The 23,079-nt window shown below is 57.1% G+C and carries 23 protein-coding genes, 1 pseudogene and 1 riboswitch; of the genes and pseudogenes, 6 read left to right on the top strand and 18 right to left on the bottom strand.

Annotated features, from left to right (window positions below):
* Positions 1-60: 60 nt before the first annotated feature.
* Both ASB66_RS26715 and ASB66_RS26710 read right to left on the bottom strand, forming a co-directional pair.
* Positions 61-603, bottom strand: a complete 543-nt coding sequence (locus ASB66_RS26715; protein ID WP_234613886.1) for a GNAT family N-acetyltransferase — start codon at positions 601-603, stop codon at positions 61-63.
* A pseudogene (locus ASB66_RS26710) lies at positions 580-1,680 on the bottom strand (anhydro-N-acetylmuramic acid kinase); the annotation flags it as partial. The gene ASB66_RS26715 and the pseudogene ASB66_RS26710, both read right to left, overlap by 24 nt.
* 141 nt (positions 1,681-1,821) lie before the next feature.
* On the opposite strand from ASB66_RS26710, the gene tyrS reads away from it, so the two are divergent.
* The gene (tyrS, locus tag ASB66_RS12515) at positions 1,822-3,078 is read left to right on the top strand and encodes a tyrosine--tRNA ligase (protein WP_060715998.1); all 1,257 of its coding nucleotides are present in this window, start codon (positions 1,822-1,824) and stop codon (positions 3,076-3,078) included.
* Between the two features lie 115 nt (positions 3,079-3,193).
* Here the strand turns inward: tyrS and ASB66_RS12510 are convergent, their stop codons facing one another.
* Complete coding sequence (locus ASB66_RS12510; RefSeq protein ID WP_060715631.1) at positions 3,194-4,174, bottom strand: alpha/beta fold hydrolase; 981 nt, start codon at positions 4,172-4,174, stop codon at positions 3,194-3,196.
* Between the two features lie 175 nt (positions 4,175-4,349).
* On the opposite strand from ASB66_RS12510, the gene ASB66_RS12505 reads away from it, so the two are divergent.
* Entirely contained in the window at positions 4,350-4,763 is a 414-nt protein-coding gene (locus tag ASB66_RS12505; RefSeq protein ID WP_060715632.1) for an Rrf2 family transcriptional regulator, read from the top strand.
* 72 nt (positions 4,764-4,835) lie between these two features.
* On the opposite strand, the gene bluB is transcribed toward ASB66_RS12505, so the two are convergent.
* From bluB to ASB66_RS12490, 3 genes are all read right to left on the bottom strand, one after another.
* Entirely contained in the window at positions 4,836-5,522 is a 687-nt protein-coding gene (gene bluB / locus ASB66_RS12500; RefSeq protein ID WP_060715633.1) for a 5,6-dimethylbenzimidazole synthase, read from the bottom strand.
* 78 nt (positions 5,523-5,600) lie between these two features.
* Positions 5,601-5,781: riboswitch (cobalamin riboswitch) on the bottom strand.
* Between the two features lie 18 nt (positions 5,782-5,799).
* On the bottom strand, positions 5,800-6,633 hold the full coding sequence (locus tag ASB66_RS12495; protein WP_060715634.1) for a TolB-like translocation protein: 834 nt from the start codon (positions 6,631-6,633) through the stop codon (positions 5,800-5,802).
* Between the two features lie 5 nt (positions 6,634-6,638).
* Positions 6,639-8,318 carry an NAD+ synthase gene (locus tag ASB66_RS12490; protein WP_060715635.1) on the bottom strand — a complete coding sequence of 560 codons (1,680 nt, stop codon included), beginning with the start codon at positions 8,316-8,318 and terminating at the stop codon, positions 6,639-6,641.
* 523 nt (positions 8,319-8,841) lie between these two features.
* Here ASB66_RS12490 and ASB66_RS12485 point away from each other — a divergent pair.
* A complete protein-coding gene (locus tag ASB66_RS12485; RefSeq protein WP_060715636.1) occupies positions 8,842-9,822 on the top strand; it encodes a hypothetical protein in 981 nt (326 codons plus the stop codon).
* On the opposite strand, the gene ASB66_RS12480 is transcribed toward ASB66_RS12485, so the two are convergent.
* The 7 genes from ASB66_RS12480 to hemN all read right to left on the bottom strand — a co-directional run bounded on the left by ASB66_RS12480 (position 9,806) and on the right by hemN (position 16,927).
* Positions 9,806-10,738: a lipid A biosynthesis lauroyl acyltransferase gene (locus ASB66_RS12480; protein WP_060715637.1), complete on the bottom strand. Its 933-nt coding sequence runs from the start codon at positions 10,736-10,738 to the stop codon at positions 9,806-9,808. The genes ASB66_RS12485 and ASB66_RS12480 overlap by 17 nt on opposite strands.
* 2 nt (positions 10,739-10,740) lie before the next feature.
* Positions 10,741-11,769 (bottom strand): zinc-binding dehydrogenase, encoded by a 1,029-nt coding sequence (locus ASB66_RS12475; RefSeq protein ID WP_015915871.1) that lies wholly within the window; start codon positions 11,767-11,769, stop codon positions 10,741-10,743.
* A gap of 76 nt (positions 11,770-11,845) precedes the next feature.
* Positions 11,846-13,147, bottom strand: coding sequence for a beta-ketoacyl-ACP synthase (locus ASB66_RS12470; protein ID WP_060715638.1), 1,302 nt, complete (start codon positions 13,145-13,147; stop codon positions 11,846-11,848).
* 10 nt (positions 13,148-13,157) lie between these two features.
* Positions 13,158-14,363 (bottom strand): beta-ketoacyl-ACP synthase, encoded by a 1,206-nt coding sequence (locus ASB66_RS12465; protein WP_060715639.1) that lies wholly within the window; start codon positions 14,361-14,363, stop codon positions 13,158-13,160.
* A gap of 289 nt (positions 14,364-14,652) precedes the next feature.
* Entirely contained in the window at positions 14,653-15,126 is a 474-nt protein-coding gene (locus tag ASB66_RS12460) for a 3-hydroxyacyl-ACP dehydratase FabZ family protein (protein WP_060715640.1), read from the bottom strand.
* 62 nt (positions 15,127-15,188) lie between these two features.
* Complete coding sequence (locus ASB66_RS12455) at positions 15,189-15,467, bottom strand: acyl carrier protein (protein WP_015915867.1); 279 nt, start codon at positions 15,465-15,467, stop codon at positions 15,189-15,191.
* A gap of 107 nt (positions 15,468-15,574) precedes the next feature.
* Entirely contained in the window at positions 15,575-16,927 is a 1,353-nt protein-coding gene (hemN, locus tag ASB66_RS12450; RefSeq protein ID WP_060715641.1) for an oxygen-independent coproporphyrinogen III oxidase, read from the bottom strand.
* A gap of 319 nt (positions 16,928-17,246) precedes the next feature.
* Here hemN and ASB66_RS12445 point away from each other — a divergent pair, with 319 nt between their 5' ends.
* From ASB66_RS12445 to ASB66_RS12435, 3 genes are all read left to right on the top strand, one after another.
* On the top strand, positions 17,247-17,972 hold the full coding sequence (locus ASB66_RS12445; protein WP_114386657.1) for a Crp/Fnr family transcriptional regulator: 726 nt from the start codon (positions 17,247-17,249) through the stop codon (positions 17,970-17,972).
* Between the two features lie 18 nt (positions 17,973-17,990).
* A complete protein-coding gene (locus ASB66_RS12440; protein ID WP_060715642.1) occupies positions 17,991-18,491 on the top strand; it encodes a peptide deformylase in 501 nt (166 codons plus the stop codon).
* 113 nt (positions 18,492-18,604) lie between these two features.
* A complete protein-coding gene (locus ASB66_RS12435; protein WP_060715643.1) occupies positions 18,605-19,102 on the top strand; it encodes a BON domain-containing protein in 498 nt (165 codons plus the stop codon).
* 54 nt (positions 19,103-19,156) lie between these two features.
* Here ASB66_RS12435 and ASB66_RS12430 read toward each other — a convergent pair whose 3' ends face one another.
* From ASB66_RS12430 to cobT, 5 genes are all read right to left on the bottom strand, one after another.
* The gene (locus ASB66_RS12430; protein WP_114386655.1) at positions 19,157-20,590 is read right to left on the bottom strand and encodes a carbohydrate porin; all 1,434 of its coding nucleotides are present in this window, start codon (positions 20,588-20,590) and stop codon (positions 19,157-19,159) included.
* A 154-nt stretch (positions 20,591-20,744) separates the two neighbouring features.
* On the bottom strand, positions 20,745-21,062 hold the full coding sequence (locus tag ASB66_RS12425; RefSeq protein WP_060715645.1) for a hypothetical protein: 318 nt from the start codon (positions 21,060-21,062) through the stop codon (positions 20,745-20,747).
* Positions 21,063-21,331: 269 nt separating this feature from the next.
* A complete protein-coding gene (locus ASB66_RS12420; RefSeq protein WP_015915860.1) occupies positions 21,332-21,574 on the bottom strand; it encodes a hypothetical protein in 243 nt (80 codons plus the stop codon).
* A 31-nt stretch (positions 21,575-21,605) separates the two neighbouring features.
* Positions 21,606-21,995 (bottom strand): diacylglycerol kinase, encoded by a 390-nt coding sequence (locus ASB66_RS12415; protein WP_060716000.1) that lies wholly within the window; start codon positions 21,993-21,995, stop codon positions 21,606-21,608.
* A gap of 43 nt (positions 21,996-22,038) precedes the next feature.
* Positions 22,039-23,061 carry a nicotinate-nucleotide--dimethylbenzimidazole phosphoribosyltransferase gene (cobT, locus tag ASB66_RS12410; RefSeq protein ID WP_060715646.1) on the bottom strand — a complete coding sequence of 341 codons (1,023 nt, stop codon included), beginning with the start codon at positions 23,059-23,061 and terminating at the stop codon, positions 22,039-22,041.
* Positions 23,062-23,079: the final 18 nt, after the last annotated feature.

Genomic DNA, 23,079 nt, shown 5'->3' with positions numbered 1-23,079 from the left:
CAATCTGATCCTGTTGTTCATGTTGAGGACGGGTATTTTCCGGCGGTCACATGCCTAAGGTTACTCAGGCGCCACGCATTCAAAAAACTGAAAAGGCCGACCTTTGTAATCGCGCTGCTCCGTTTCCGTAAAGCCGGTCTTACGCAGCACGGCCAGCGAGGCGGCATTGTCGATATGGGCGAAGGCGATGAAGGCATTCCCGATGTCTTGTTCAAAGAACCAGCGCTTCAAGCCTGTGGCGATTTCCGTTGCAAAGCCTTTGCCCCATTCATCATGGCAGATGGAATAGCCCAGTTCGTACTGCCCGCTTTCCTTCGACCACGAGAAACCAGCACGCCCGATGAAGCGGCCATCGTCCCGGGCAACCAGCTTGAGCTTGCCGATACCCTTTGCCTCATAGTCATTCATCCAGCCATCGATGCGCTCAGCCGCATAGGACACGCTCCATGGCGCACCCGTGCTGACAAAGCGGCAGGTTTCCGGGGTCGAATGAAGGTCGGCCAGCAATGTCTCATCGCCCGCCCGCCATGGGGTTAGCAAAAGCCGCTCCGTCTCGCAGACCAGCGGAATCTGATGGAGGCCGCCCGATACCGCCTGACGCACGCCAGTAGTGCCGGGAAAGGTCAAGGGCAGCCCCTTCAGCGAGCGTACCGCAAGATAGGCCCAGGCCTCCGCCTCCATGGCATCGCCATCCAGTGCCAGATCATCGGCATTGACGATCACAGCTCTTTCCCGCGCCGCCATGGCGCTCAAATCCGCCATGATAACCGCATTCAACCGGCCACCGCCGCAGATCACATAGGTTTTCGGCTTTTGTGGCAAATGCCGGGCCGAGGCGAAAATCGCAGCCGCGGCCACATGCGCCAGCGTGCGCGCGCCATCTTCAAGACTGATATCCCCTGCCTTGGGCGGGGCAAAATCATTGCGATCCAGTGAGCGGCGCAGATTGGAGGTGAAAAACCCGTGGCTGAGATAACGGTCCGCCAACACCTTCACCACCCTGCCCTTGGCGGCAATTTTACCCCCGGCATCGAAAGCAAGGCCAGTGTGGGTCTCGACCCATTGGTCGATCAGGGTATTGCCGGGACCACTGTCAAAGGCGGCGATTTCGCCGTCAGCACCGATATAGGTCAGGTTGGAAATGCCGCCGATATTGACGAAACAGGCCGGAAGGCGTTCCACCCCCAATCCGCCAGCCAGCGCGGCATGATAGGCAGGCACCAGCGGAGCACCCTGCCCGCCATGCACCATATCACTGGCCCGCATATCGTAGACAACATCAATACCGGTTTCGCGGGCCAGCAACGCGCCATCGCCAAGCTGCACCGTCAAAGCCTGATCCGGCCTGTGCAACACCGTCTGGCCATGAAAGCCGATGACATCGATATCACGGGCGCGGAGCTCGTTTGCGGCGAGAAAGCGTTTGACAGCATCCGCATGACGCAGCGTCAACTCCCTCTCCAACGCGGCCAGGCTGGCTGGGCGTTGACGGCGATCGATGATTACCTTTGCGTCCTCCAGCCCCTGCTTCAGCCGCTGGCGAAACGCATCGTCATAGGCGACCGCCAGAAACGGCCCCCGCTCTACCGCCGCCTCGCCATCTGTGGTGACCAGAGCAACATCGATGCCGTCCATGGAAGTGCCACTCATCAGGCCGATTGCTTGCAGCGTTTTGGTCACGACTCGATGTTCCTTTTCCCGGCGATCAGAAAGAGCGCCATTGATGGCTGAAATTGATGCACTTTTCAAAAAACAATGATAAAGCCGCCTCGAATTCCAAATTCACAAGACCAAAATCCGATACCAGAAGGCGTGACGATCATGTCCAAGTTCAAGTCTGATTTCCTGCATATCCTGTCCGAGCGCGGCTTCATCCACCAGATGTCCGACGAAACTGGCCTCGATGACCTGCTCTCCAAGGAAAGTGTGACGGCTTATATTGGCTATGATCCGACGGCTTCCAGCCTACACGTCGGCCACCTGATGCAGATCATGATGCTGAACTGGTTTCAGGAAACCGGCCATCAGCCGATCTCACTAATGGGCGGCGGCACCGGCATGGTGGGCGATCCGTCCTTCAAGGAAGAAGCCCGCAAGCTGATGACCATCGACATGATTGAGGACAATATCGCCTCCATCAAAGCCTGCTTCGCCAACTACCTCGATTACGACAAAGGCCCCAAGGGCGGCGCCTTGATGATCAACAATGCCGAATGGCTGCGGGGTCTGAATTACCTCGAATTCCTGCGCGATGTGGGCCGCCATTTCTCGGTCAATCGCATGTTGTCGTTTGATAGCGTCAAGACCCGTCTGGACCGCGAGCAATCGCTGTCCTTCCTGGAATTCAACTACATGATTCTCCAGGCCTATGATTATGTCGAGTTGAACAAGCGCTACGGCTGCCGCCTGCAAATGGGCGGCTCTGACCAATGGGGCAATATCATCAACGGTATCGACCTTGGCCACCGCATGGACACGCCACAGCTCTACGCGTTGACGGCTCCGCTGCTGACCACATCCTCAGGCGCAAAGATGGGTAAAAGCGCCTCTGGTGCCGTGTGGCTGAATGCTGATCTGCTGCCGATCTACGATTTCTGGCAATATTGGCGCAACACGGAGGACGCAGACGTTAGCCGCTTCCTCAAGCTGTTCACCAAACTGCCGATGGATGAAGTGGCCCGTCTGGTTGCCCTTGGTGGTGCGGAGCTGAACGAAGCCAAAAAGGTGCTGGCAACGGAAGTGACGGCCATCCTGCACGGCCGCGCAGCCGCCGAAGAAGCAGCTGAAACCGCCCGCAAGACCTTTGAAGAAGGCGCACTGGCCGACAACCTACCCTCCATCGAGGTCGCAACAGCGGAGCTTGAATCCGGCATCGGCCTTCTGGCCCTGATCGTCAAAGCCGGCCTCGCCGCCTCCAACGGCGAAGCCCGCCGCCATGTGCAGGGCGGAGCCGTGAAGATCAATGACCAGAGCGTTTCTGATGAGCGTCTGAGCATTGGGGCTGGTGAGGTAACTGGTGATGGCGTGATTAAGCTGTCATTGGGCAAGAAGAAGCATATTCTGGTTCGGCCTGTTTGATAGGAAAGCCTTCTGCGTTTTGATTGGCGCAGGAGGCCTTTCAGGCGTTGCCAAAGCCAGACGTGGAACGATCCGTTTCAGCAGGGCACTCATTTTCCGCGCTTGGGAAGCCCCTCTAACGATTATCCAACTGCTTGAGAAAGTTTATCATCAGTTCAGAGACCTCGGTCGGCCTCTCCTGCTGGAGCCAATGGCCAGCTTCGGGCAGGGTGTGGGAACCACGCAGGTCGGGAACCAGGTCAGACATGCCAGCGATGATCTGATCCATCCCAGGAATGCTTAAACCGGGATCGCGCTCACCAATCATAAAGAATGCCGGCACGTTGACTGTTTGGCCTGAATAAGCCTGCTGCAATTCCCAATTACGATCCAGATTTCGATAATAGTTGAGGCCGCCGGTGAACCCTGATGCCTTGAATGCGCGGACCAAGTGCTGGAAAACTTCGGGGGCCAGCCAATCCGGCAGCGTGTCCACATCCGGCAGGCCCGCCAAGAGCCCCATGCGTCGCGTCACCATTCCAAAGGGATTGGGCGTACCGTCACTGGGTTTGCGCGGCCCCGCTTCTCCACTTGCTGCAAAAATCAACTTGCGGAGCGTCAAACTCACGTCGTGAGAGAACTCAGCGTCTGCGGTCTGCGGCCCTTGAAAGTAGAGGGCGTAGAACATGGCTTCTTCGTTCTGCGGGAAGATTTGTGTCGGTGGAACGGGTGGTGAGCCCATCATAGGCACACTCAGTGCTCCGACAGCACGAAACCTGTCCGGGCGCATGAGCGCAGCTTGCCATGCGATAGTCGCTCCCCAATCGTGACCGAAGACAACCGCCTGTTTCTCACCCAATGCGTCCAACAATGCCACCAAGTCGCCGACTGCATGGAAAACCGTATATTGATCTTCACCCGTCGGCGCGTCAGTGCCACCATAGCCCCTCAAGTCTGGCGCGACGACGCGATAACCCGCGCGCGCAAGAGTATCGATCTGATGCCGCCAAGCGTGTTTGGTTTCAGGAAAACCATGGCAAAGCAATACCAAGGGGCCACTCCCCGCATCAAGTATGCTCATATGAATGGTGCGGGTCGGGATCATCATCTCATTCATTTGGACCTCTGGATGTTTGGTTTGGCGCTTGTGATGGAAGAGATCAAATTCGCCAAAAAACGAATAGGAGCCAACGTTGGTCCGAAAGCGCTCATTCTATTTCGTAACACTATGTGTTACATAAAATCCTTGACGTCAAGATATCGTAACAAATAATGTTACGGAAAGGTATGCAATGAGACCCGATAGTCGGTTCCCCAGAATGCTGCATGTTCTGGTGCACATGGGCTTGCTCGGCGGCAGGGAAACGTCGGAACGGATCGGGCAAATGCTCAATACAAATCCCGTGGTCGTGCGCCGTACGTTAGGCGCTTTGCGAGAGCATGGAATTGTTGAATCGGAAGGCGGTCGCGGCGGCGGATGGAAGCTAACCAAACCGCTCGATCAGATCACGGTGCTCGACGTTCAACGAGCTTTGAACGAAGGACCTATTCTTCATGCCCCGATCTCGCGTGATCACCCGACATGCCCGGTGGAGCGGGCCTCCAACGCCATCCTTGAAGAGGCACACGAGGCAGCCGAAATCCACGTCACAAAGAAATATGCGGAGACAACGCTTGCGCAAATCGGTGAGATTGCCCTTGCGTGAAAAGATGCAAGGTAAGCCAGAGATTGCGCACGGACCATGTTCCTGCTGTCAGTTCAGTGATTATGCCCGCTCTCAACCAGCGCCTTTCCACCCCTCCTCAAACACCAGATCCTCCAACGCCAGCCGCTTGCGCCACCCCTTCACCTGCAATTCCGGCTCATCATAAAGCTCGACAACGTGGCCAAGGCACAGCCACCCAACAATCTCAATCCGCTCTGGAATATTGAGAATAGCCCGCAAATCGGCATCGTGAAAAATGCTGACCCAGCCGACGCCGATACCTTCCGCGCGGGCGGCGAGCCAGAGGTTCTGGATGGCGCAGACAGTGGAGTAGCTGTCCATGCGGGGGTTGTGGGTTCGGCCTAGCACCACGGGGCCTGCGCGGTCTGGGTCGCAGGTGACGCAGATGCCGAGCGGCGCTTTGAGAATGCCCTCTAACTTCAGATTGCGATAGAGCGTGGCTTTTTCGCCTTCAAACAGGCTTGCCGCCTCGTCATTGGCCTTGGAAAAGGCCTGCCAGACGGCATGGCGGCGAGCGGTGTCGCGCACCAGCACAAAGTTCCAGGGCTGCATGAAACCCACTGAAGGAGCGTGGTGGGCGGCGGTGAGGATGCGCCAGAGCGTGTCATCGTCGATTGGGTCGGGCAGAAATTCATCGCGCACATCGCGGCGGGTCATGATGGCCCGGTAGACGGCGGCGCGTTCATCGTCGGAAAATGCTCCGGCGGAAACCAGAGCATCATTAGGTTGGTCTAGCATCGTTTGGTCCCCAACAATGCGCCCGACGCGATCCCTTGCGAATCGCGATCCAGCAAAACGCGCCTGCCGTCCGCGCAGATACGTCTATCATATCAGGCCGGTCTTCTGACTGGGTTTCATTTGATTGCTGCACCTTCCCGGTTATCACCAGTGGCAAAAGCAACAACCATCCACCTCACAGCGTTGGGCACGTTGCGGAATTTCACCGCATTCCCGATTCTCCCGCAAACATGCGGGCACCTGACGAACGGCTGGTACTGTCAGACTGCGGCAATGCTTAGGCGATCACCGGAAAATACCGCACATAGGCGAATTCCTGGCCGCCCGGCGACCAGCTTGGCACATTGATCGTTCCCTGCCCGCCAAACAGTTCAAACAGGGTTTCGACATTGCCGCCGTCCATGTCCATCAGGCGCATGCGGACATGGAGATCGCGCGGGTGATCGAAGACATCGGCGTCATAGGAAATGAACACCACCTTGCGATTATTCGGGCATGGATGCGGAAACCAGTCGCCCTGCCCGTCATCGGTCAGACGCTGTACGTCCGTGCCATCCGGGCGAATACGCCAGATCTGCATCGTGCCGCTGCGGCTGCAGTTGAAATAGATCCACGCGCCATCCGCCGACCAGTCCGGCCCATCATTGCGGCCTTCGCCATGGGTCAGGCGGCGCTCGTCGTTGCCGTCAACCGAGATCGTATAGATGTCGAAGACCTGGTCGCGGATGCCGCAGTAACACACCCTTCCGCCATCCGGCGCCCAGCCATGCCAGTAAGAAGGCAGGTTCTCGGTGATCTGGATCGGCGTGCCGCCTTTGGCAGGCAGGATGTAGAGGCAGGTTTTGCCATGCTCCACCTTGTCGCAGATCGCCAGCCATTGGCCATCCGGCGAAAGCCCATGGTCATTGTTGCATTGGGTGGCAAAACCAGTGTCAATCTTTTCCGACACCGGCTGCCCGACCAGAGGCAGGCGATACATCAATCCGTCATCGTTGAGGATCAAGAACTGGCCATCCCGCGACCAGTTCGGTGCCTCCACCAATCGCTCTGTCTGCCAGACAATGCGGCTCTGGCGGGTCTCGATATTGTAAATCTCCACAGAGCTGCGCATAGCCGCTAGCGATCCCGGAACCGGTTGGTGATCGGATAACGGCGATCCCGACCAAAATTCTTCTTGGTGATCTTCACGCCCGGCGCAGATTGACGGCGCTTGTATTCGGCCAAGTAAAGCAGGTGCTCGATGCGATGCACGGTGGCGATGTCATGGCCACGCGCCAAAATCTCTTCTACCGACATTTCTTTTTCCACCAGGCACTCCAGAATGTCATCCAGCACCGGATAGGGCGGCAGGCTGTCCTGGTCCTTCTGGTCGGGGCGCAGTTCGGCTGACGGCGCCTTGGAGATGATGTTGGCCGGAATGACCTCACCCGCCGGGCCGAGCGCGCCCACTGGCACATGGGCGTTGCGCCAGGCTGACAGCGCATAGACCTGCATCTTGTAGAGGTCCTTGATCGGATTGAAGCCACCGTTCATGTCACCATACAGCGTCGCATAGCCCACCGACATTTCCGACTTATTGCCCGTCGTCACCACCATCGAGCCGAACTTGTTGGACACCGCCATCAGGATGGTGCCACGGGTGCGGCTTTGCAGGTTTTCTTCGGTAATGCCGCTTTCCGTGCCTTCGAACATATCGGCAAGACTGGACAGAAAGCCTTCCACCGGCTCTGAGATCGGCACGATGTCATAATGGCAGCCAAGCGCCTTGGCGCAATCGGCGGCATCCTTGAAGCTTTCCTCGGATGTATAGCGATAGGGCAGCATGATGGTGCGCACCCGTTCATGCCCCAGCGCATCGACTGCCATTGCCGCGCAAATCGCCGAATCGATACCACCGGACAAGCCCAGCACCACGCTCTTGAAGCCGTTTTTATTGACGTAATCGCGAAAGCCCAGCATGCAGGCGCGGTAATCCGCCTCCTCACCCTCAGGGATATCAGAGACCTCGCCCGGCGCGCAACGCCAGCCATCACCCTCCCGCGTCCAAGTGGTCAGCACGATGCTTTCCTCGAACTGCGGCATCTGGAAGGCCAGCGTCTTGTCGGCATTGAAACAGAAACTGGCCCCGTCGAATACCAGCTCATCCTGCCCACCAACCTGATTGGCGAAGACCAGCGGCAAGCCGCTTTCGATCACCTGGCGCAGAACGACCTGATACCGAACCTCAAGCTTACCGTGGTAATAGGGCGACCCATTGGGAACCAGCAGAATTTCCGCACCGCTTTCGGCCAGCGTCTCGCAGACACCGAGATCGTTCCAGATTTCCTCGCAGATCGGCACGCCCAGCCGCACGCCCCGGAAGTTCACCGGTCCCGGCATGTCGCCTTCGACAAACACCCGCTTCTCATCGAATTCGCCGTAATTGGGCAGATCTATCTTGTCGCGCAGACCGAGGATTTTGCCGCTATCGATGATCGCCACCGAATTGTGCCGGCCTTTATCGCCCTGGCGGGGAAAGCCGACGATGACGCCCGGTCCGCCATCGGCGGTATCGGCGGCCAGTTCCTCCACCGCCGCCTTACAGGCCTGGAGAAAGGCGGGTTTCAGCACCAGGTCTTCCGGCGGATAGCCGGAAATGAACAGTTCGGACAGCAACAGAAGATCCGCCCCCAGCGAGGCCGCCTTGGCGCGGGCGGTGCGGGCAAGGCTTAGATTGCCCACCACATCGCCCACGGTCGGATTGAACTGAGCCACGGCAATGCGCAGCGTTTCGGGTCTTTGGACTATGTCGCTCATGGCTCAAGGTTTAACCCGGCCATCGGTGGACTGCAACGGCCCAAAACAACCTGCTGAGACGAAAAATCGTGCGTTCCTGTTTCCTCAAAAGAGCATAGAAGGCGCTGCTCTATTGCCGGAAACAAACCGAGAAGATGGATTTTGGCCGCACGTCCCACCTGATATAATTGACAGCAAGGGTCATCGTGCTCGCGTAAATGCCAATCAAATATGCTTGAAACTACTTCGAAATATTCAAGTTCTCGAGGGGCCGCACCGCCCATGATATCGGCAGGAGAATACCAAAGACAGATTGTTAAACAGGAATTTTTATTCCCATATATTTTATGGGACAAAGCACGTATGTTTTGAGCATGCTCGTTGCATCGGCAACGCAATGAAAATACAAGGTAGCACGATGATCTTGGATGAAGATTAACCGGAAGTTGCCTGGCTTACCGCTATTCTTGTTGCCATAGAGCGTTCACTAAGACTGCAGTCAAGAAACACGTATTGCTATTCGTCATTGTCGGGTTCAACACAGATGTTGTCATCTCCGCGTTCAAACATCTCATCCCCATCCCTTCTGAGCCGTGAGGCTATCGCTGCTCATCCGGCTTTTCCGGAAATCGAGCGGGAAATCGCCCGACACCTGATTGGGATACATCTTAAGACACCGCGCCTGTCACGCCTCAAGGCCTGTCACCGCAAATGGTTGATGTCGCATTCCATGTATGCGCTTGCCTTGCAGCGAACCCCGGAAGATCCGCTTTCAGGTCTGACGGCCTCCCGCTTCATGGAGGCGGCGATGCAATTGGGCGCGGCAAGCCGCAATACCGCAGCGTCATTTCTGGCCGAATTGTCCGCCTATAAATTTATCGAGGAAATAGAAAACCCAGCCGATCGGCGAATGCGCATCCTGGTCCCAACGGCAGCAACCGAGGCAGCAATGATCTCCTGGTTTCTGGGGCATCTGGATTGCCTTGACCGGTTGGACGATGGAGGTCGCCGCGCCCTTGCCGATGCCAATCCGCTTATTTTCAGGATTGCCCAACCGATCATCGCCCAGGCTTTGGTGGTGGACCCCGATTGGCGCATACCGCGTGAGACGATAGCTCCCTTTCTCAATTCGGACATGGGGGGCATGGTGTTGCACGGCATGATCAGCCAGATCCCGGATCGTCCCGATGCCGATGGGCTCTATCGGCTGGGACCAATCAGCCTTGCCGCGCTTGGAGAGACCTATCTGATCTCGATCACCAACCTGAAGCGGATGTTCAAGAAGCCGCAGGAAGAAGAACTGCTGGGCTGGGAATTGCCGCGCCGCCGCGGCAATGTCTGGCTGTCACAGCGTTTTGTCGATGATTACTTCCATTGGCAATCGACAAAGTTTGAAGCCATCAACACTGCCTTTTGGACAGCCGTTGCGCAGGCCAACGTTTTGACGCCGCCTCAAACCGAACAAACGAGAGCTGACTTGTCCCAAGCTGAGAAGGCCAGAGCGGACTTCAAAGTGTTTTCTTGATGTTCCAGCGGTCGTGATACCAGAGCCATTGCTCGGGACATTCGCGCACCCAGCTCTCGACCTTGTCGTTCAGCATTTGCGCAGTTGCCTGAACATCGACCCGGCCCTGACCATCCTTGGGTATATCCACCTTCGGTTCGATTTCCAGCCGGTAACGATTGCCGGGCAGACGGATACAGCGGGCCGGATAAATATCGCAGCCGAACTGTCGCACCAGCTTGGCCAGTAGCGGATTGGTGCGCACTTCGCTGCCAAAGAATGTCGTGGGCTGGCCCTTCTTGAACTTCTGATCGACCAGCACGCCGACCCCTTTGCCTGCTTCCAGCTGTCGCGCCAGATGAAAGGACGAACCGGCATGGGAGGGCACGAGATTGCCCATCCGCGCCCGCCGGAAATCGAACACCATATCGGCTATGTAGGGATTGTTGGGCGGGCGAAACAGCACCGTCACATAAAGACCGAAGGCAGCGCCCGCCACCGGCAGCATTTCGAAATTGCCGGTATGGCCGGTAAAAACGATGAACGGGCGCGGATTTTCCAGCAGGTCCATAAAGATCGGAATGCCGGAAACCTCGACGCGGCCCTCTCCCAGCTTGTCCGGGTCGAAATCGAACAACTCGTCCAGAAACACATATTCGGCGATCTGCCGGCCCATATGACCCCAGGCGGCCAGCGCGATAGTCTCGATTTCCACCTCGGACTTTTCCGGAAAGGCATTGCGCAGATTGGTCAGCATCAACCGGTGGCGCTTCAGCTTCGGACCGATAAACCGTACCAGCCGATCCGCACCGTTCAAGGCTGTATCGGCAGGAAACAGTTTCAGTAGCGTCAGCAAGACCAGGATGAACTTGGCCACCAGCCATTGTGGAAATTTCCGCAGGCCCAACACGACCTTTGTTAGAACCCGACGGAGCATGATCAATCCATTTTCAGGATGATTTTGCCAAAGATCTGGCGGCTTTCCATCCGGGTCAGCGCCACGTCGATATCTTCGAACGTCACCTGCGTATCGATAACAGGATGAACAAGGCCACGAGCCATTTTCTGCATGGCGTTGGCCATGTTTTCCATCCGGCAGCCAAACGAGCCGAGCAGTTTCAATTGCTGCTGGAACAGCATCATCAGGTTCAGGTCGGTCGAAACGCCTGATGTCGAGCCGCAAGTCACAAGGCGCCCGCCGCGCTTCATGCACAGCATGGAGCCTGCCCAGGTGTCCTTGCCGACATGTTCGAACACCACGTCGACGCCCTTCTTCTTGGTCAGCTTGCGCACCACGCCTTCAAACCGGTCCGTGCGGTAATTGATGACGTGATCGGCGCCCAGCGCCCGCGCCCGCTCGATCTTGTCGTCCGAGCCGACGGTGGTGATCACCGTGCAGCCAATCTTCTTGGCCAGTTGAATGGCCGCCGTACCGATGCCGGAGCCGCCGGCATGAACGAGAATGGTTTCACCCGGCTCCAGCTTGGCATTGTCGAACAGCATATGCTCAACGGTGCCGAACGTGACCGGCGCGAGCGCTGCGGCAATGGCATCGACGCCCGGAGGGGCAGGAACCAGCAGACGAGCCGGAATATTGATTTTTTCCTGGGCAAAGCCGTCGAGATGGAAGCCATGCACACCGCCGACATGTTCGCAGAGATTGTCGCGGCCATCACGGCAGGGCTTGCAGAGGCCGCAGGTGCGTGCGCCGTAAACCGCCGCCAGCTGGCCGGGCAGGATATTGCCGACGCCGGGACCGATAGCCTCGACCACGCCGGAGGCTTCCGCACCGATCACCAGCGGCATCTTGCGCTTGGCAAACGCCATGCCGCGCCAGCCCCAGACATCGATATGGTTCAGCGCCACCGCCTTGACCCGCAGCGTCACTTCACCGGGACCGGGCGCATCCGGCTCCGGCAGGTCGGTGATTTCAAGCTTACGGTCTTCGATCAATTGCAATGCGCGCATGGCTATCTTCCTTCGCCCAAGGGCTTATTTTATTGTCTTTCCTGTCCCGGTCGTGTCCGGGCCGGGTGAAGCCTTATCAGGCAGGTTCAAGGGTCATGACAAGGCTGGCATTCTGCCCGCCAAAGCCGAAACTATTGGATAGCACGGCCGAAACCTGTGCGTCGCGCTTGACGTTCGGCACCACGTCCAGCTCCACGGTCGGATCTGGATTGGTATAGTTGATGGTCGGCGGCAGGGTACCGGTCAGCATGGTCTGGATCGAAAACACCGCTTCGACCGCACCGGCCGCCGTCAACGTGTGGCCAATCATCGACTTGTTGGACGACACCGGAATCTGGTCCTTCAACCGCTCACCGAACACCGACAGCATGGCACCATATTCCATCTTGTCGTTTTCCGGCGTCGAGGTGCCATGGGCATTGATATAGCCGATGCCTTGATCTGTAAGACCGGCATCTTCAAGCGCGGCACGGATTGTGGCGATGGCCGGACCACCATCTGGTGAGGAACGGGTGCGGTGGAAATGGTCGGCCTTTTCACCACAGCCCTTCATGATGCCAAGCACCTTTGCGCCACGGGCAATGGCGGCTTCGAGCGATTCCAGCACCAGCGTTGCCGCACCTTCGGCGATGACGAAACCGTCGCGATCCTTGCTGAAGGGTTTGGATGCCTTTTCCGGCGGATCGTTCTGGGTCGACAATGCCGAGAGTAGCGCAAAGCGGATCAGCGCCTCGGCGCCGACGGAACCATCGGTTGCCACTGTCAACGCCCGATCCGTACGACCCTGGCGAATGGCCTCAACACCGAGCTGGATCGCTGTGGCGCCCGAAGCGCAGGCCGTCGACAAGGTCACTGGCAGGCCACGCGTGCCGAACCGGTCGGCAAGCCGCTCGGAAATCGAGCCGAACTGTACGGCCTCCAGAAACACCGGATCGGCCTCGGCGCGCATGGCAGCCAGCAGCCGCTGATAGGCATGGCCCTCGGCGCTTTCCGCAGGTGCGCGTTCAGCAAGCGCAAACCGATCGTCCCATTCCGGCTCGACTGGCGGGGCGGCCAGAAACAGCGGGCCTTCGAAATCGCCGGACAGGCCAGCCTGGGCCAATGCCTCGATGGTGGTTTCCCGTGCCATGGCATAGGAGCGCTCGACCGCGTTGATGGCCGGAATATCGATGAAGTCTACCGTGCCACTGATGCGGGTATTGAGGCCTTCGGTCGGAAACCGGGTGATCTTGTGGATGCCGGACACGCCACCGGTCAGCTTTGCCCAATTGTCGGCAAGCCCTTGACCAAGCGAGGTGATGACGCCCATGCCTGTGACGGCGATAATCGGACGACCGAGATGATCCTTGAAACGGGACTCATAACCGGATTGTGTCATGTCTCTCTCCTCACGCCTCAGCCGACAGGTGGGCCATGCCTTCGCCACGCACATAGCCGACCGTGGTGACAATGGCCTGGCTTGCCGGTTTGGTCATCCCTGCTTCGCCGGTGGGATCGAAAGCCGGAACGATGGTTTCTCCATCCAGCGCCAGCGCCGCCAGCGCCAGCCCCAGCGGAAACTGTGCTTCCAGCCCGTGGCCGGTTATGCCACCGAAGCCGCGAATGGCCGCACCTGGAAAGGCTTTTTCCAGCGCTGTCTTTTCCCGGGCGGAAATCTCATGCAGGCCGCTTGCTCCCGACAGAACCAAAGCATCTGCATCAATATCCTTGCCGACAGAATCTGCCATGCGGCTCAAACGTTTTTCCAGCCCGCCATCGGCACGCTGACCACGGTCGCCCTCGATAGCGTCGAGCACGGCGTAGATATGGGCGCCCCGAGCCTCGGCATAAGCGCGCTGTTCCAGAACCAGAAATGCGCCGACCGTGCCGAGAACCATGCCGCCGCCCTCGCCGCTCTGGCGCTGCCAAAGCGGTTTCCAGGGGCCGGTCGTATGGGCTTGAATGCCTTCCACCAGCAGAAAAATATCATCACGATCGGCCACGAACGCGCCACCCACCAGCGAATGGGTGGATTGACCGGCGCGAATGCGCGCAAACGCGGTCTCGATGGCAGAAATACCGGCGGCCTCTTCGCCCATGAAGGTGCGCGAGGACCCAGTGACCTTGTGGACGATGGAGATATTACCCGCCATCAGATTGGAGAGCTGGGCCAGAAACAGGGTCGGGCGCAGCTCGGTCGTCAGTTTTTCATTGACCAGCTGGGCGCGATCGTTGCGCTTCAGCCCTTCATTGACGATCAGCGTATCGACATTGATGTCACGCTCACCGCCACCGGCTGCCACGATCATGTCCATCGTGGCGCAGGCCTGCACATCGTCCTTCAGCCCGGCATCATCGAGCGCCAGACCGGCAGCATAGACGCCGAGCCTCTGCCAGTTTTCCATCTGCCGCTGGTCGCCACGCTTGGCGATCTGGGTCGACCAATCGATCTGCGGCATCGGATGAATGGGATAAGGCGCAAATTTTTCCACCTCGACCGGCGGCACGGCTGCCGTTCCCGCAGACAGAAGCGCAAGGTGCGGCTCCTTGCCGGTTCCGTGGCAGCTGACAATGCCAATGCCGGTGATCACCACATCGTTGGGCGTCTTATGCATGTCTATAACCTTCTTCAGCAGTGTAGAGCGCTCAGCGCCAGCACCACGACATACCGTCCATTCCCAGGTCCGAGCCCGAAAGCTCCAAGGCCTGCAAGGGCCGCCATGCCCTACTCCGACAGACGGCTTTACGCAATAAGGCCGCGCACAAAAGCGGCGGCCTTATTGACGAAACTTTAAAGATCTCACTTAGAATCCGCCAGGTTCATTGAACCATACAGATTCTCACTCTCTTTGTTTGAGTTTGTCTTTTCAGGAAAACCGGTTTCCAAGTTTCCCCTGATAAACTCTATTGCGCAGCGGCAATCGCCGCCATCAGGCCGATCTGCTCGGCGCGGCTGCGAACGATATCGCCCAGCGGCACTTCGTCAAAAGACATGGTGCGCAGCTTCAACTGGCAATCCGCGACTTTCTTGCCGGCAGAGGTGATCTTCGCCTTGGTGACTGCAAAGCCTGACCCTTCGTGCTCCAGATGCGCCTCGATATCCAGAACCGCGTTCGGCTCGACAAAGCTGCGCATCTTGGCACCGTCTACCGACATCAGGAACGGCATCGAGGCAAACTTTGTCACCGCCAGCACCAGCAGCCCCGAAGCCTGCGCCATGGTTTCGATCAACAGAACGCCGGGCACCAAAGGCATGCCCGGAAAATGCCCTTCGAAGACGGGACTATTTTCCGGCACCACCGATTGGGCCTTCAAGGTCAGGGCAGACAGATCCACCGTCTCGACCTTGTCGATCATCTGGAAATATTCCAGCAGCATTCAGCGATCCCCCGGCAATGGCAGTGACAATCCTAAGCAGATCAAGCCTTGGCCTGAACGGATCAAGCCTTGGCGGCCCTGAGTTCGTCGATCTTGGAGCAGAGGTTCTTGAGCACGAAATATTCTTCCGTGGAAACCTTGCCCTCGTTGACATCCTGGGTCCACTGTTCGAGCGGAATCTTGATGCCGAATTCCTTGTCGATCGCGAAAACGATGTCAAGGAAATCGAGGCTGTCGATTCCAAGGTCATCGATCGTGTGGCTCTCTGGAGTGATGGTTTCCCGATCGATCTCGCTGGTCTCAGCAATGATGTCGGCAACTTTGTCAAATGTAGCGGTCAAGCCAATTATCCTTCAGAATTTCAAATTCAGCGTCCCACATAGGCAAAACTCGGACAAAAGCCAATGGCCTGTTTTGTGGGCTCGCAGCAAAAATGCAGACTTATTCGTCAAACCGCAATGGAATGACGGGCCTTGCCGCTGGAAAAGTAGCAATCGAACGTTGCCGCGACGCTGCGGGCAAAGAGCCGCCCGGTGGGGGTCAGAGTAAAACACTCCCGGTCGATCCGGCAGAGGTCGTCACCGTTGGAAGCCGTGAATACCTTGGCTTCTGCGATCACATTCTCGGCGACATCTGGAAAAGCTTGCCGGATCTCGGCAAAGGAAAAGCCGAACTCGCACATGATCTGTTCGATGACGGCAGCACGCACCCGGTCATCGCCGCTCAGAGCAATACCTCTTGTCGCTGCAAGCCCATTTTCACTGACAAGACGCTGATATTCTCCCGTCGCGGGCATGTTCTGTACATAGCCTTGCGGCAGTTGGCTGATCGAAGAAGCGCCAAGTCCGATCAAGGCATCGGCGCCGTCAGTCGTGTACCCCTGGAAATTGCGCCGCAGCCGCTTTTGTCGTGCCGCGATAGCCAAACTATCCTCGGGCAATGCAAAATGGTCGATTCCAATGGCATCATAACCAGCCGCAACCAGCATGGCCGAGGCCCTCACCATCTGTTCATAGCGCATGACGATGTCAGGCAAGGCATTCTCGGGGATCAGCGTCTGATGCTTTTTCATCCAGGGCACGTGGGCATAGCCGAATAGAGCGATCCGATCCGGCTTCAACGACACGATATCGAGGACAGTTTTCTCCAGACTTTCGAGGGTCTGATAGGGAAGACCATAGAGAATATCGCAATTGACCGAGGTGGCACCGCGCTTACGCACCTGCTCAACCACTGATTTAGTCTGTTCGAAGGTCTGGAGACGGTTAATCGCCTTCTGAACCACGGGATCGAAATCCTGAACACCGAGACTTGCCCGCGTCAAACCAATGGACGCAAGTGCATCGTAGCGGGCTTCGTCGAGATCGTTCGGGTCCATTTCGACGCTGATTTCCGCCTCATCGGCAAAGGTAAAATTTGCCCGGAGCCGGTCCATCAGCGTCACCATGTCCTGCGGGCGCAGCATGGTGGGAGAGCCGCCGCCGAGATGCACAGCCGTCACCACTGCTTCGCGACCGACAAGCCTGGCGGTATTTTCGATCTCGCTGAAAAGCGCAGCAAGATAAGCGGTTATCGGCTCATACTTTAGTGTATGTTTGGTATGGCAGGCGCAAAACCAGCAGAGCCTGTCGCAGTATGGAATATGAATATAAAGAGAGATCGTCTGCCCCTGCCCCAGCAGCGATAGCCAGTGCGCATAATTGCCGCAGTCGATACCGGTATGAAAATGCGGCGCCGTCGGATAACTCGTGTAGCGCGGAACGGCGGCGGCATATTTTGAGAGAAGCGCTTTGGCTGGCATGAACTGAGGCCTTGTCGAGTGGCGGTTGGACTGAACAAATAATCGGTTTCAATGGAACGGACTTTGACTTCGATCAATTTCTTGATAGTCTCGTTCAGGTAGAAACTCCTCATGGGAGCGCGACGGAAAATTCGGCGGCTTTAGATGCGTGTCTGCTGCATCACCGTTTCTGCGTGGCCTGTGTCGTTTTTGAACTTTTGTCGGCGCCTTACGGCGCGCAATTGCACAATGACGAACTGTTCGACCGAACCTGAGCGTCACAAGCACGCGCTAAGCTACGTGTAAGCGCGACTTCATATGTATGGGGCAGACAATGGACATGCATAGTCTTAAAAGCAGCACCGGCGGCGCGGAAACACCTGCGGTTTGCAGCGAATGCGAAGCAAGGCATGGTGGAGTATGCGCGTCGCTTTCGATTCTTCAATTGATCGAGCTCAACCGTATCTCGACAAAGCGCCATATCGAAGCGGGCGGCGAAGTGATCGGCCAGGGAGAGCAGATCTCCAGCTATAGCAATATCGTCAAGGGCGTAGTCAAGCTGTCGAAAATGATGGCGGATGGCCGCCAACAGATCGTCGGCCTGCAATTTGCCCCGGATTTCATGGGGCGTCCTTTCCTGAAAGAAAGCAGTTTGACAGCTGAGGCCGCGACCGACGCGGAAATCTGCGCCTTTCCCCGTGCTGTCATCGACCGGCTGGTGGCCGATGCTCCTGATTTCGAGCACAAGCTGCACGAACAGTCCCTGAAAGAACTGGATGAGGCCCGCGAATGGATGCTGACGCTGGGCCGCAAAACGGCGCAGGAAAAAGTGGCAAGCTTTCTCCATCTGATCGCCACCCATATCGACCCGATGCAGCCGTTCAGCAAAAGCTTCGACCTGCCGCTATCGCGCGCCGACATCGCTGATTTCCTTGGCCTGACCATTGAAACCGTCAGCCGGCAGATGACCAAACTGCGCAAGGAGGGCATCATCGTTATCGAGAACAACCGCCATGTCATCGTGCCCGACCGTCGCAAGCTGCGCGAGGCGGCTGGCTCCGATTGAGCCGCCTATCATTCTGTCATGGCCCTGAAAATCCTGCGCTACCCTCATCCTCTGCTGGCCAAGCCTTGCCAGACCGTGACAGCGTTTGACGCCACCCTGATCCATTTTGCCGATGCGTTATACGATGCCATGCGCGCCGCGCCCGGCGTCGGCATTACCGCCGCCCATGTGGGCGAGTCGATGCGCCTGGTCATCCTCGATCTACTCGAATTGGGTGGACGGCGTGATTACGTCAATCCGGAAATCCTCTTCTTCTCACAAAGCACTCTGGAGCATGATGAAGGAAGTGTCTGCATGCCGGGCATGACCGAGACCGTGACGCGGCCGCGCCAGATCACCCTTCGCTACCAGTCATTGGACGGCACGGTTCACGAAGAGGAGCTTCAGGACTTTGCCGCCATCTGCATGCAGCATGAAATCGACCAGCTCGATGGCCTGTTCTGGATCCAGCGGCTGTCTCGCCTGAAGCGTGATCGGTTGCTGAAAAAATGGCAGAAGGCCATATCGTCGCAAACATGATTGTCACATGCGGTATATGACACCCTGACGGCCTGGAATCCCCAGCCAACCGGGGATATGAACCAAATCAATCCTGAAGCGTTTATCCGTCACAAAGACAAGGAGAACGTGTCATGATTTATGCCAAGCATGGAAACGCTGCATCCACCGAAGACGAATTGCGGGACCTGGAAGAGCGCGATATCAACGACGGCTGGCCTTATTCCGACACACCAGGTGCAGCCTCGGACGCGCCGGAAAACCGTGCCTACGGAGAAACCGCCGGTAATTTCGACCGTGACACCAATGGTGGCTACCGAATCGATACGGTCGAGGCCGATGGCGAAGAAAAGCCATTAAAGGACGGTTTGAGCCCCGCCACCATCGGCCGTGAAGACAGCGACGACATTGAAAGCCGTATTGCCGAACGGTTCGAGACAGTCGATGACATGGTGCTCGACAATATCGAAATCAGTGTCGATGGTCATACCGCGACCCTGAGCGGTATGGTCGATACCAATGAAGAAATGCGGATGGCGGCGCGTTTGGCACTCAGTGTTCCCGGTGTGCGTCATGTCATCAACGAGATCGAAGCCATGGGGGTCGATGCCCATCAGCCCGATGAGGACTGATGGTGCTTGTCATGCCGAGGGTCGAAAGCGCTCTTAGATGATTGTAAGAGCGGCTTACGGCCCTATACGGGGCGACAGGCCCAGGCTGCCGCCGAGGTCGAACGCTAGCGCTACATAAAAGAAGAAGCCGTCCTTCTGTTGTTTTGACGAAAAATCGGTCGGAACGATTGTGTTTGGATTGACGATATATGCGGCACCAGCGTTGAGAACGCCCCTGTTGAATAGTCCCGTTCTTGCATGCACATCAAACATGAACGTGTCCTTCGACTGGCGCTGATCCAGTCCAGCCATGACCCGGCGGGCATTCGTTTCATATTGCGCGCGCTCCTCGCTGAGGGCGATGTAGTGGATAGACGCACCGATCGTTGTGAGCGGATTTTGTGGTATGAAACCCGAATATTCGAGGCCAGCATAGGCTTCCCACGGATAGGCCTGGCCGTCACCCAACGTGTGGAAAACACCGCCATAGAATGCCAGATTCTTCGGAACCGGACCGCCGTTAGGGTCACTCCAAAGGACTTGTCTCACCTGCCCGTAAAAGCCGTTCGTGCCGTTCTTGTGGGTGATGACAGTTGGCGTCGCGGAGGTGAATGTAGGGTTTCCTGGCCCGTCATCATAAAGGGCATCATTATAGGCAGCTGAGCGACGATAGGCACCAATCTCGAATTTTAGAGGACGAGGGGTATCTATGAAACTCTCTGCATGAATAATGTTGGCAACCGCAATATATCCATCGGTACTGCCCTTTTCCCAATCCCAACCATCACCATCCAGCCAATTGTCGGTATTGTTTTCAACGATGCCGAAGCCCGCCGTTGTGTTGGGCGTCATTTTATATGCGGCCCGCGCGCCCCAAACGGCAAGCCCTGCCTCAGGGAGGTGGAGAGTTGCACCTTGTGTGGAGTTAACGCAGGCTGGACCGTCGCAGAAGCCCCTGGTCAAGAAATTTTCAACAAGCCCCATGCGTCCCGCCTCGATCAGGAGACGATCATCGAAAAAATCCGCCTGGAATGTTAAGCGAGTGAGATCTGTGTCTGACTTGTCGCGAACAGGCCCAACGAAGACATTCGCATAGCCGTTGACATTGTGAGCCGGAAAATTAACCGTTTCGGTGAGTCTTACCCGAAAATCAGGCGACAGATGACCAGTCACGTCGAAGATTAACCCGCCATAGGCCGTCGAGCTAAATCCATATGTCGGGGAACTCTGGTAAATGTTGAAATAGTCCAACTTGAGGTCAATTCCGTTATCATGCAGAGCCTTTCCAACGGACGCCAAAGGGCCTTCGTAAACCGGATCGGGAAGGTTCCCCAAGGCAGATGATGGCACATCGGCAACCAAAGCAGGCTGGGCCGCTACTGGGACAGCAATTCCAAACAGCACGGTGAACCACAATGCACAGAACAGTTTTGCTGCATGGATACTGTATTCGAGCCATCTCTGCGTCGCCGAACTGGCGACGGCACACGTCCTCTTTCCCTGCGTCAAGGCATCCTCCTCCTCTGGTAGTTGGAGCGCGCGGCCTCCTACCGCGCGCTTCGGCTCAGTCAATTGACCGAGCCGTTTGATCAGGCTTGTCTTCCTCCAAACACCGGCCCGACAAACACTGGTCCCCAAAACATTGGGGAAAGGCATAAGCTCATCAAATGCTGCCCAAATTTCGATTGCAGACGATAGCTCCTTCGTTCCATGCGAACCAAAGCCGGGGCAGCTCAAGTTTCTCGCGAGGCCAGACCGGCGGCGCCACAGACGGCATATTGAAGGGCAGTTGTTTGGCCATATCGCTAAGGGTTTTCAGCGCATAACGGAGCCATGCCGAAAAAGATGTGACACAAGCCCGATCTTCCTCCGCAAAAGATTGCTCTTTGCCCAAGATAAGGTTGGGAAGGGAGATCGCCGTCATCCCCATGACATGCCAGTCATCGATGATTTCCACCTGATCAGATTGCAACGCCATCATGGCTCAATGCTGCTTGTTGAATACTGACCGGTACGCTTTTGTGGTGGACTGCAAAAGTCACGGCAGGATACATATGCGATGTAACCATCAACTGACGAACACAAGCGCAATTTACCCTCAATTTCATGGGAACGCGTGGTAAGCCCATGCCTCTCACAACAATCTGGAAGAATAGCAATAAAAAAGCGCTTCCGGTTTCCCGGAAGCGCTAAAAAATATAGAGAATAGAGAGAGTTAAAGCAGACACGACAATTGGAACCGGGCTGACCCTAGCGCCATTGTTTCGGGTCGGTGGGGTTTTGGCAGCCATAGGGCGGCAGCATGGTGCTAAAATTGGCTTGCAGCTTGGCGCAGCCCCATTTGTTGAACGGATCCGGCAGGCGGCTGTTAATGTCAATACCGACTTCCTGATACGGGGTTTCCGTATTGGTGACATAGGTATACCAACGCGAGCCGAAGAGCACGATGGCGGCGATTGCCATGATCAGTATCAGGCGCAGCAGGCGTTTCATTCATTCATCCTTGTTGTTTCGGTAGAGTGGCTCAGCCAGCGAAAAGCATTACCCAGCCGATATAGAGCCCGTTGGCAACCAACAGGCAGAACACTGCAAACGATCCTAAGTCCTTTGCATTGCGGGCGACGATCGAAAATTCCGGCGAAATCCGGTCAATTACGTCTTCGATTGCGGTATTTAGAGCCTCGACGGAAAAAAGCATCAGCATCAACAACAAAAAGCCGAGATAATAAACGGGTGCTGCGCCCCGCAGCGCAAGCAGCAGCAGGCCAGCTCCAAACGCCATCACTTCGTGGCGAAACGCGGCCTCGCGCCACAAGCGGCGCGCGCCCTGCATGGAATAGCGAGTCGCAGCAAAAAGATGGGCAAACCCGGTCTTTTTCTCAAAGGGGGCGGGTTTATCGTCTTCTAAACTCATGCCTGAGGCCGTCCCAATATCAGGCTTTTCAACAGAAGATGCCTCAATGGGTGCCAGCATTGGTCACGCCGGCCTGTTCGAAGGTCGCCATGCCCGTATGGCAGGCCGCAGCCGCCTTGACGATGCCAGCCGCAAGGGCTGCACCCGTCCCCTCGCCCAGCCGCATACCAAGCGCCAGAAGCGGCGTCTTGCCCAGCTTGTCGATGGCCTTCAAATGCCCCGGCTCTGCCGAGACATGGCCAATCAGGCAATGGTCAAGCGCTGACGGATTGGCGGCTTTCAGCAGGGCAGCGGCGGCCGTTGCCACATAGCCGTCGATCAACACGGGAATACGCTCCATTCGCGCAGCAAGAATGGCGCCTGCCATGGCGGCGATTTCGCGTCCTCCCAGACGGCGCATCACTTCCAGCGGATCGGAAAGGTGATCGCGATGAAATTCCACCGCTTGTTTGACCACAGCGATCTTGCGCTCCAGCATTTCGCCTTGCGAGCCGGTGCCAGGCCCGACCCAGTCTTCCGCCGCACCGCCGTAAAGCGCCAGGTTGATCGCAGCCGCAATTGTCGTATTGCCAATCCCCATTTCGCCAAGGCACAGCAGGTCCGTACCACCGGCGATCGCTTCCATGCCGAAGGCCATGGTGGCCGCACAATCACGCTCCGACAAAGCTGGCTCGACGGTAATATCGCCAGTCGGATAATCCAGCGCCAGATCGAAAATCTTCAGGCCGAGATCGTGGGCAACGCAAATCTGGTTGATCGCCGCCCCACCGGCTGCGAAATTCTCCACCATCTGCTGGGTAACGGAAGACGGAAACGGCGTAATACCATGCCGGGCCACGCCGTGGTTGCCGGCAAAGATCGCCACCAGTGGGCGGTTCACCGCTGGCACACGGCCACTCCAGGCAGCAAGCCATATGGCGATTTCTTCCAGCCGGCCAAGCGAGCCTGGCGGCTTGGTCAATTGACGGTCGCGGTCGCGGGCCGCCACAAGCGCCTGGCTATCAGGCCCTGGCAAATCGCGCAGCAGCACTCGGAAATCGTCAAACGGCAGGCCGGTTACACTCATCAGGCAGGCTTTCTTGTC

Origin of the sequence: Gillisella vitis, assembly GCF_001541345.2 — a bacterium.
GTDB lineage: Bacteria > Pseudomonadota > Alphaproteobacteria > Rhizobiales > Rhizobiaceae > Allorhizobium > Allorhizobium vitis.
The sequence above is the reverse complement of the archived record's forward strand: the minus strand, read 5'-3'. Positions and strand labels throughout refer to the sequence as shown.

Excerpts from the sequence above, each read along its gene's own strand:
- ASB66_RS12510 (WP_060715631.1), bottom strand. The coding sequence starts at position 4,174 with ATGAATGAGATGATGATCCCGACCCGCACCATTCATATGAGCATACTT.
- ASB66_RS12445 (WP_114386657.1), top strand. The coding sequence starts at position 17,247 with ATGCATAGTCTTAAAAGCAGCACCGGCGGCGCGGAAACACCTGCGGTT.
- ASB66_RS12435 (WP_060715643.1), top strand. The coding sequence starts at position 18,605 with ATGATTTATGCCAAGCATGGAAACGCTGCATCCACCGAAGACGAATTG.
- ASB66_RS12470 (WP_060715638.1), bottom strand. The coding sequence starts at position 13,147 with ATGACACAATCCGGTTATGAGTCCCGTTTCAAGGATCATCTCGGTCGT.
- tyrS (WP_060715998.1), top strand. The coding sequence starts at position 1,822 with ATGTCCAAGTTCAAGTCTGATTTCCTGCATATCCTGTCCGAGCGCGGC.
- ASB66_RS12415 (WP_060716000.1), bottom strand. The coding sequence starts at position 21,995 with ATGAGTTTAGAAGACGATAAACCCGCCCCCTTTGAGAAAAAGACCGGG.
- ASB66_RS12440 (WP_060715642.1), top strand. The coding sequence starts at position 17,991 with ATGGCCCTGAAAATCCTGCGCTACCCTCATCCTCTGCTGGCCAAGCCT.
- ASB66_RS12465 (WP_060715639.1), bottom strand. The coding sequence starts at position 14,363 with ATGCATAAGACGCCCAACGATGTGGTGATCACCGGCATTGGCATTGTC.
- ASB66_RS12420 (WP_015915860.1), bottom strand. The coding sequence starts at position 21,574 with ATGAAACGCCTGCTGCGCCTGATACTGATCATGGCAATCGCCGCCATC.
- ASB66_RS12480 (WP_060715637.1), bottom strand. The coding sequence starts at position 10,738 with ATGCTCCGTCGGGTTCTAACAAAGGTCGTGTTGGGCCTGCGGAAATTT.
- ASB66_RS12495 (WP_060715634.1), bottom strand. The coding sequence starts at position 6,633 with ATGCGCAGCTCTGTGGAGATTTACAATATCGAGACCCGCCAGAGCCGC.
- ASB66_RS12460 (WP_060715640.1), bottom strand. The coding sequence starts at position 15,126 with ATGCTGCTGGAATATTTCCAGATGATCGACAAGGTCGAGACGGTGGAT.
- ASB66_RS12425 (WP_060715645.1), bottom strand. The coding sequence starts at position 21,062 with ATGATGGCGTTGCAATCTGATCAGGTGGAAATCATCGATGACTGGCAT.
- ASB66_RS12505 (WP_060715632.1), top strand. The coding sequence starts at position 4,350 with ATGAGACCCGATAGTCGGTTCCCCAGAATGCTGCATGTTCTGGTGCAC.
- ASB66_RS12485 (WP_060715636.1), top strand. The coding sequence starts at position 8,842 with ATGTTGTCATCTCCGCGTTCAAACATCTCATCCCCATCCCTTCTGAGC.
- ASB66_RS12475 (WP_015915871.1), bottom strand. The coding sequence starts at position 11,769 with ATGCGCGCATTGCAATTGATCGAAGACCGTAAGCTTGAAATCACCGAC.
- hemN (WP_060715641.1), bottom strand. The coding sequence starts at position 16,927 with ATGCCAGCCAAAGCGCTTCTCTCAAAATATGCCGCCGCCGTTCCGCGC.
- cobT (WP_060715646.1), bottom strand. The coding sequence starts at position 23,061 with ATGAGTGTAACCGGCCTGCCGTTTGACGATTTCCGAGTGCTGCTGCGC.
- bluB (WP_060715633.1), bottom strand. The coding sequence starts at position 5,522 with ATGCTAGACCAACCTAATGATGCTCTGGTTTCCGCCGGAGCATTTTCC.
- ASB66_RS12490 (WP_060715635.1), bottom strand. The coding sequence starts at position 8,318 with ATGAGCGACATAGTCCAAAGACCCGAAACGCTGCGCATTGCCGTGGCT.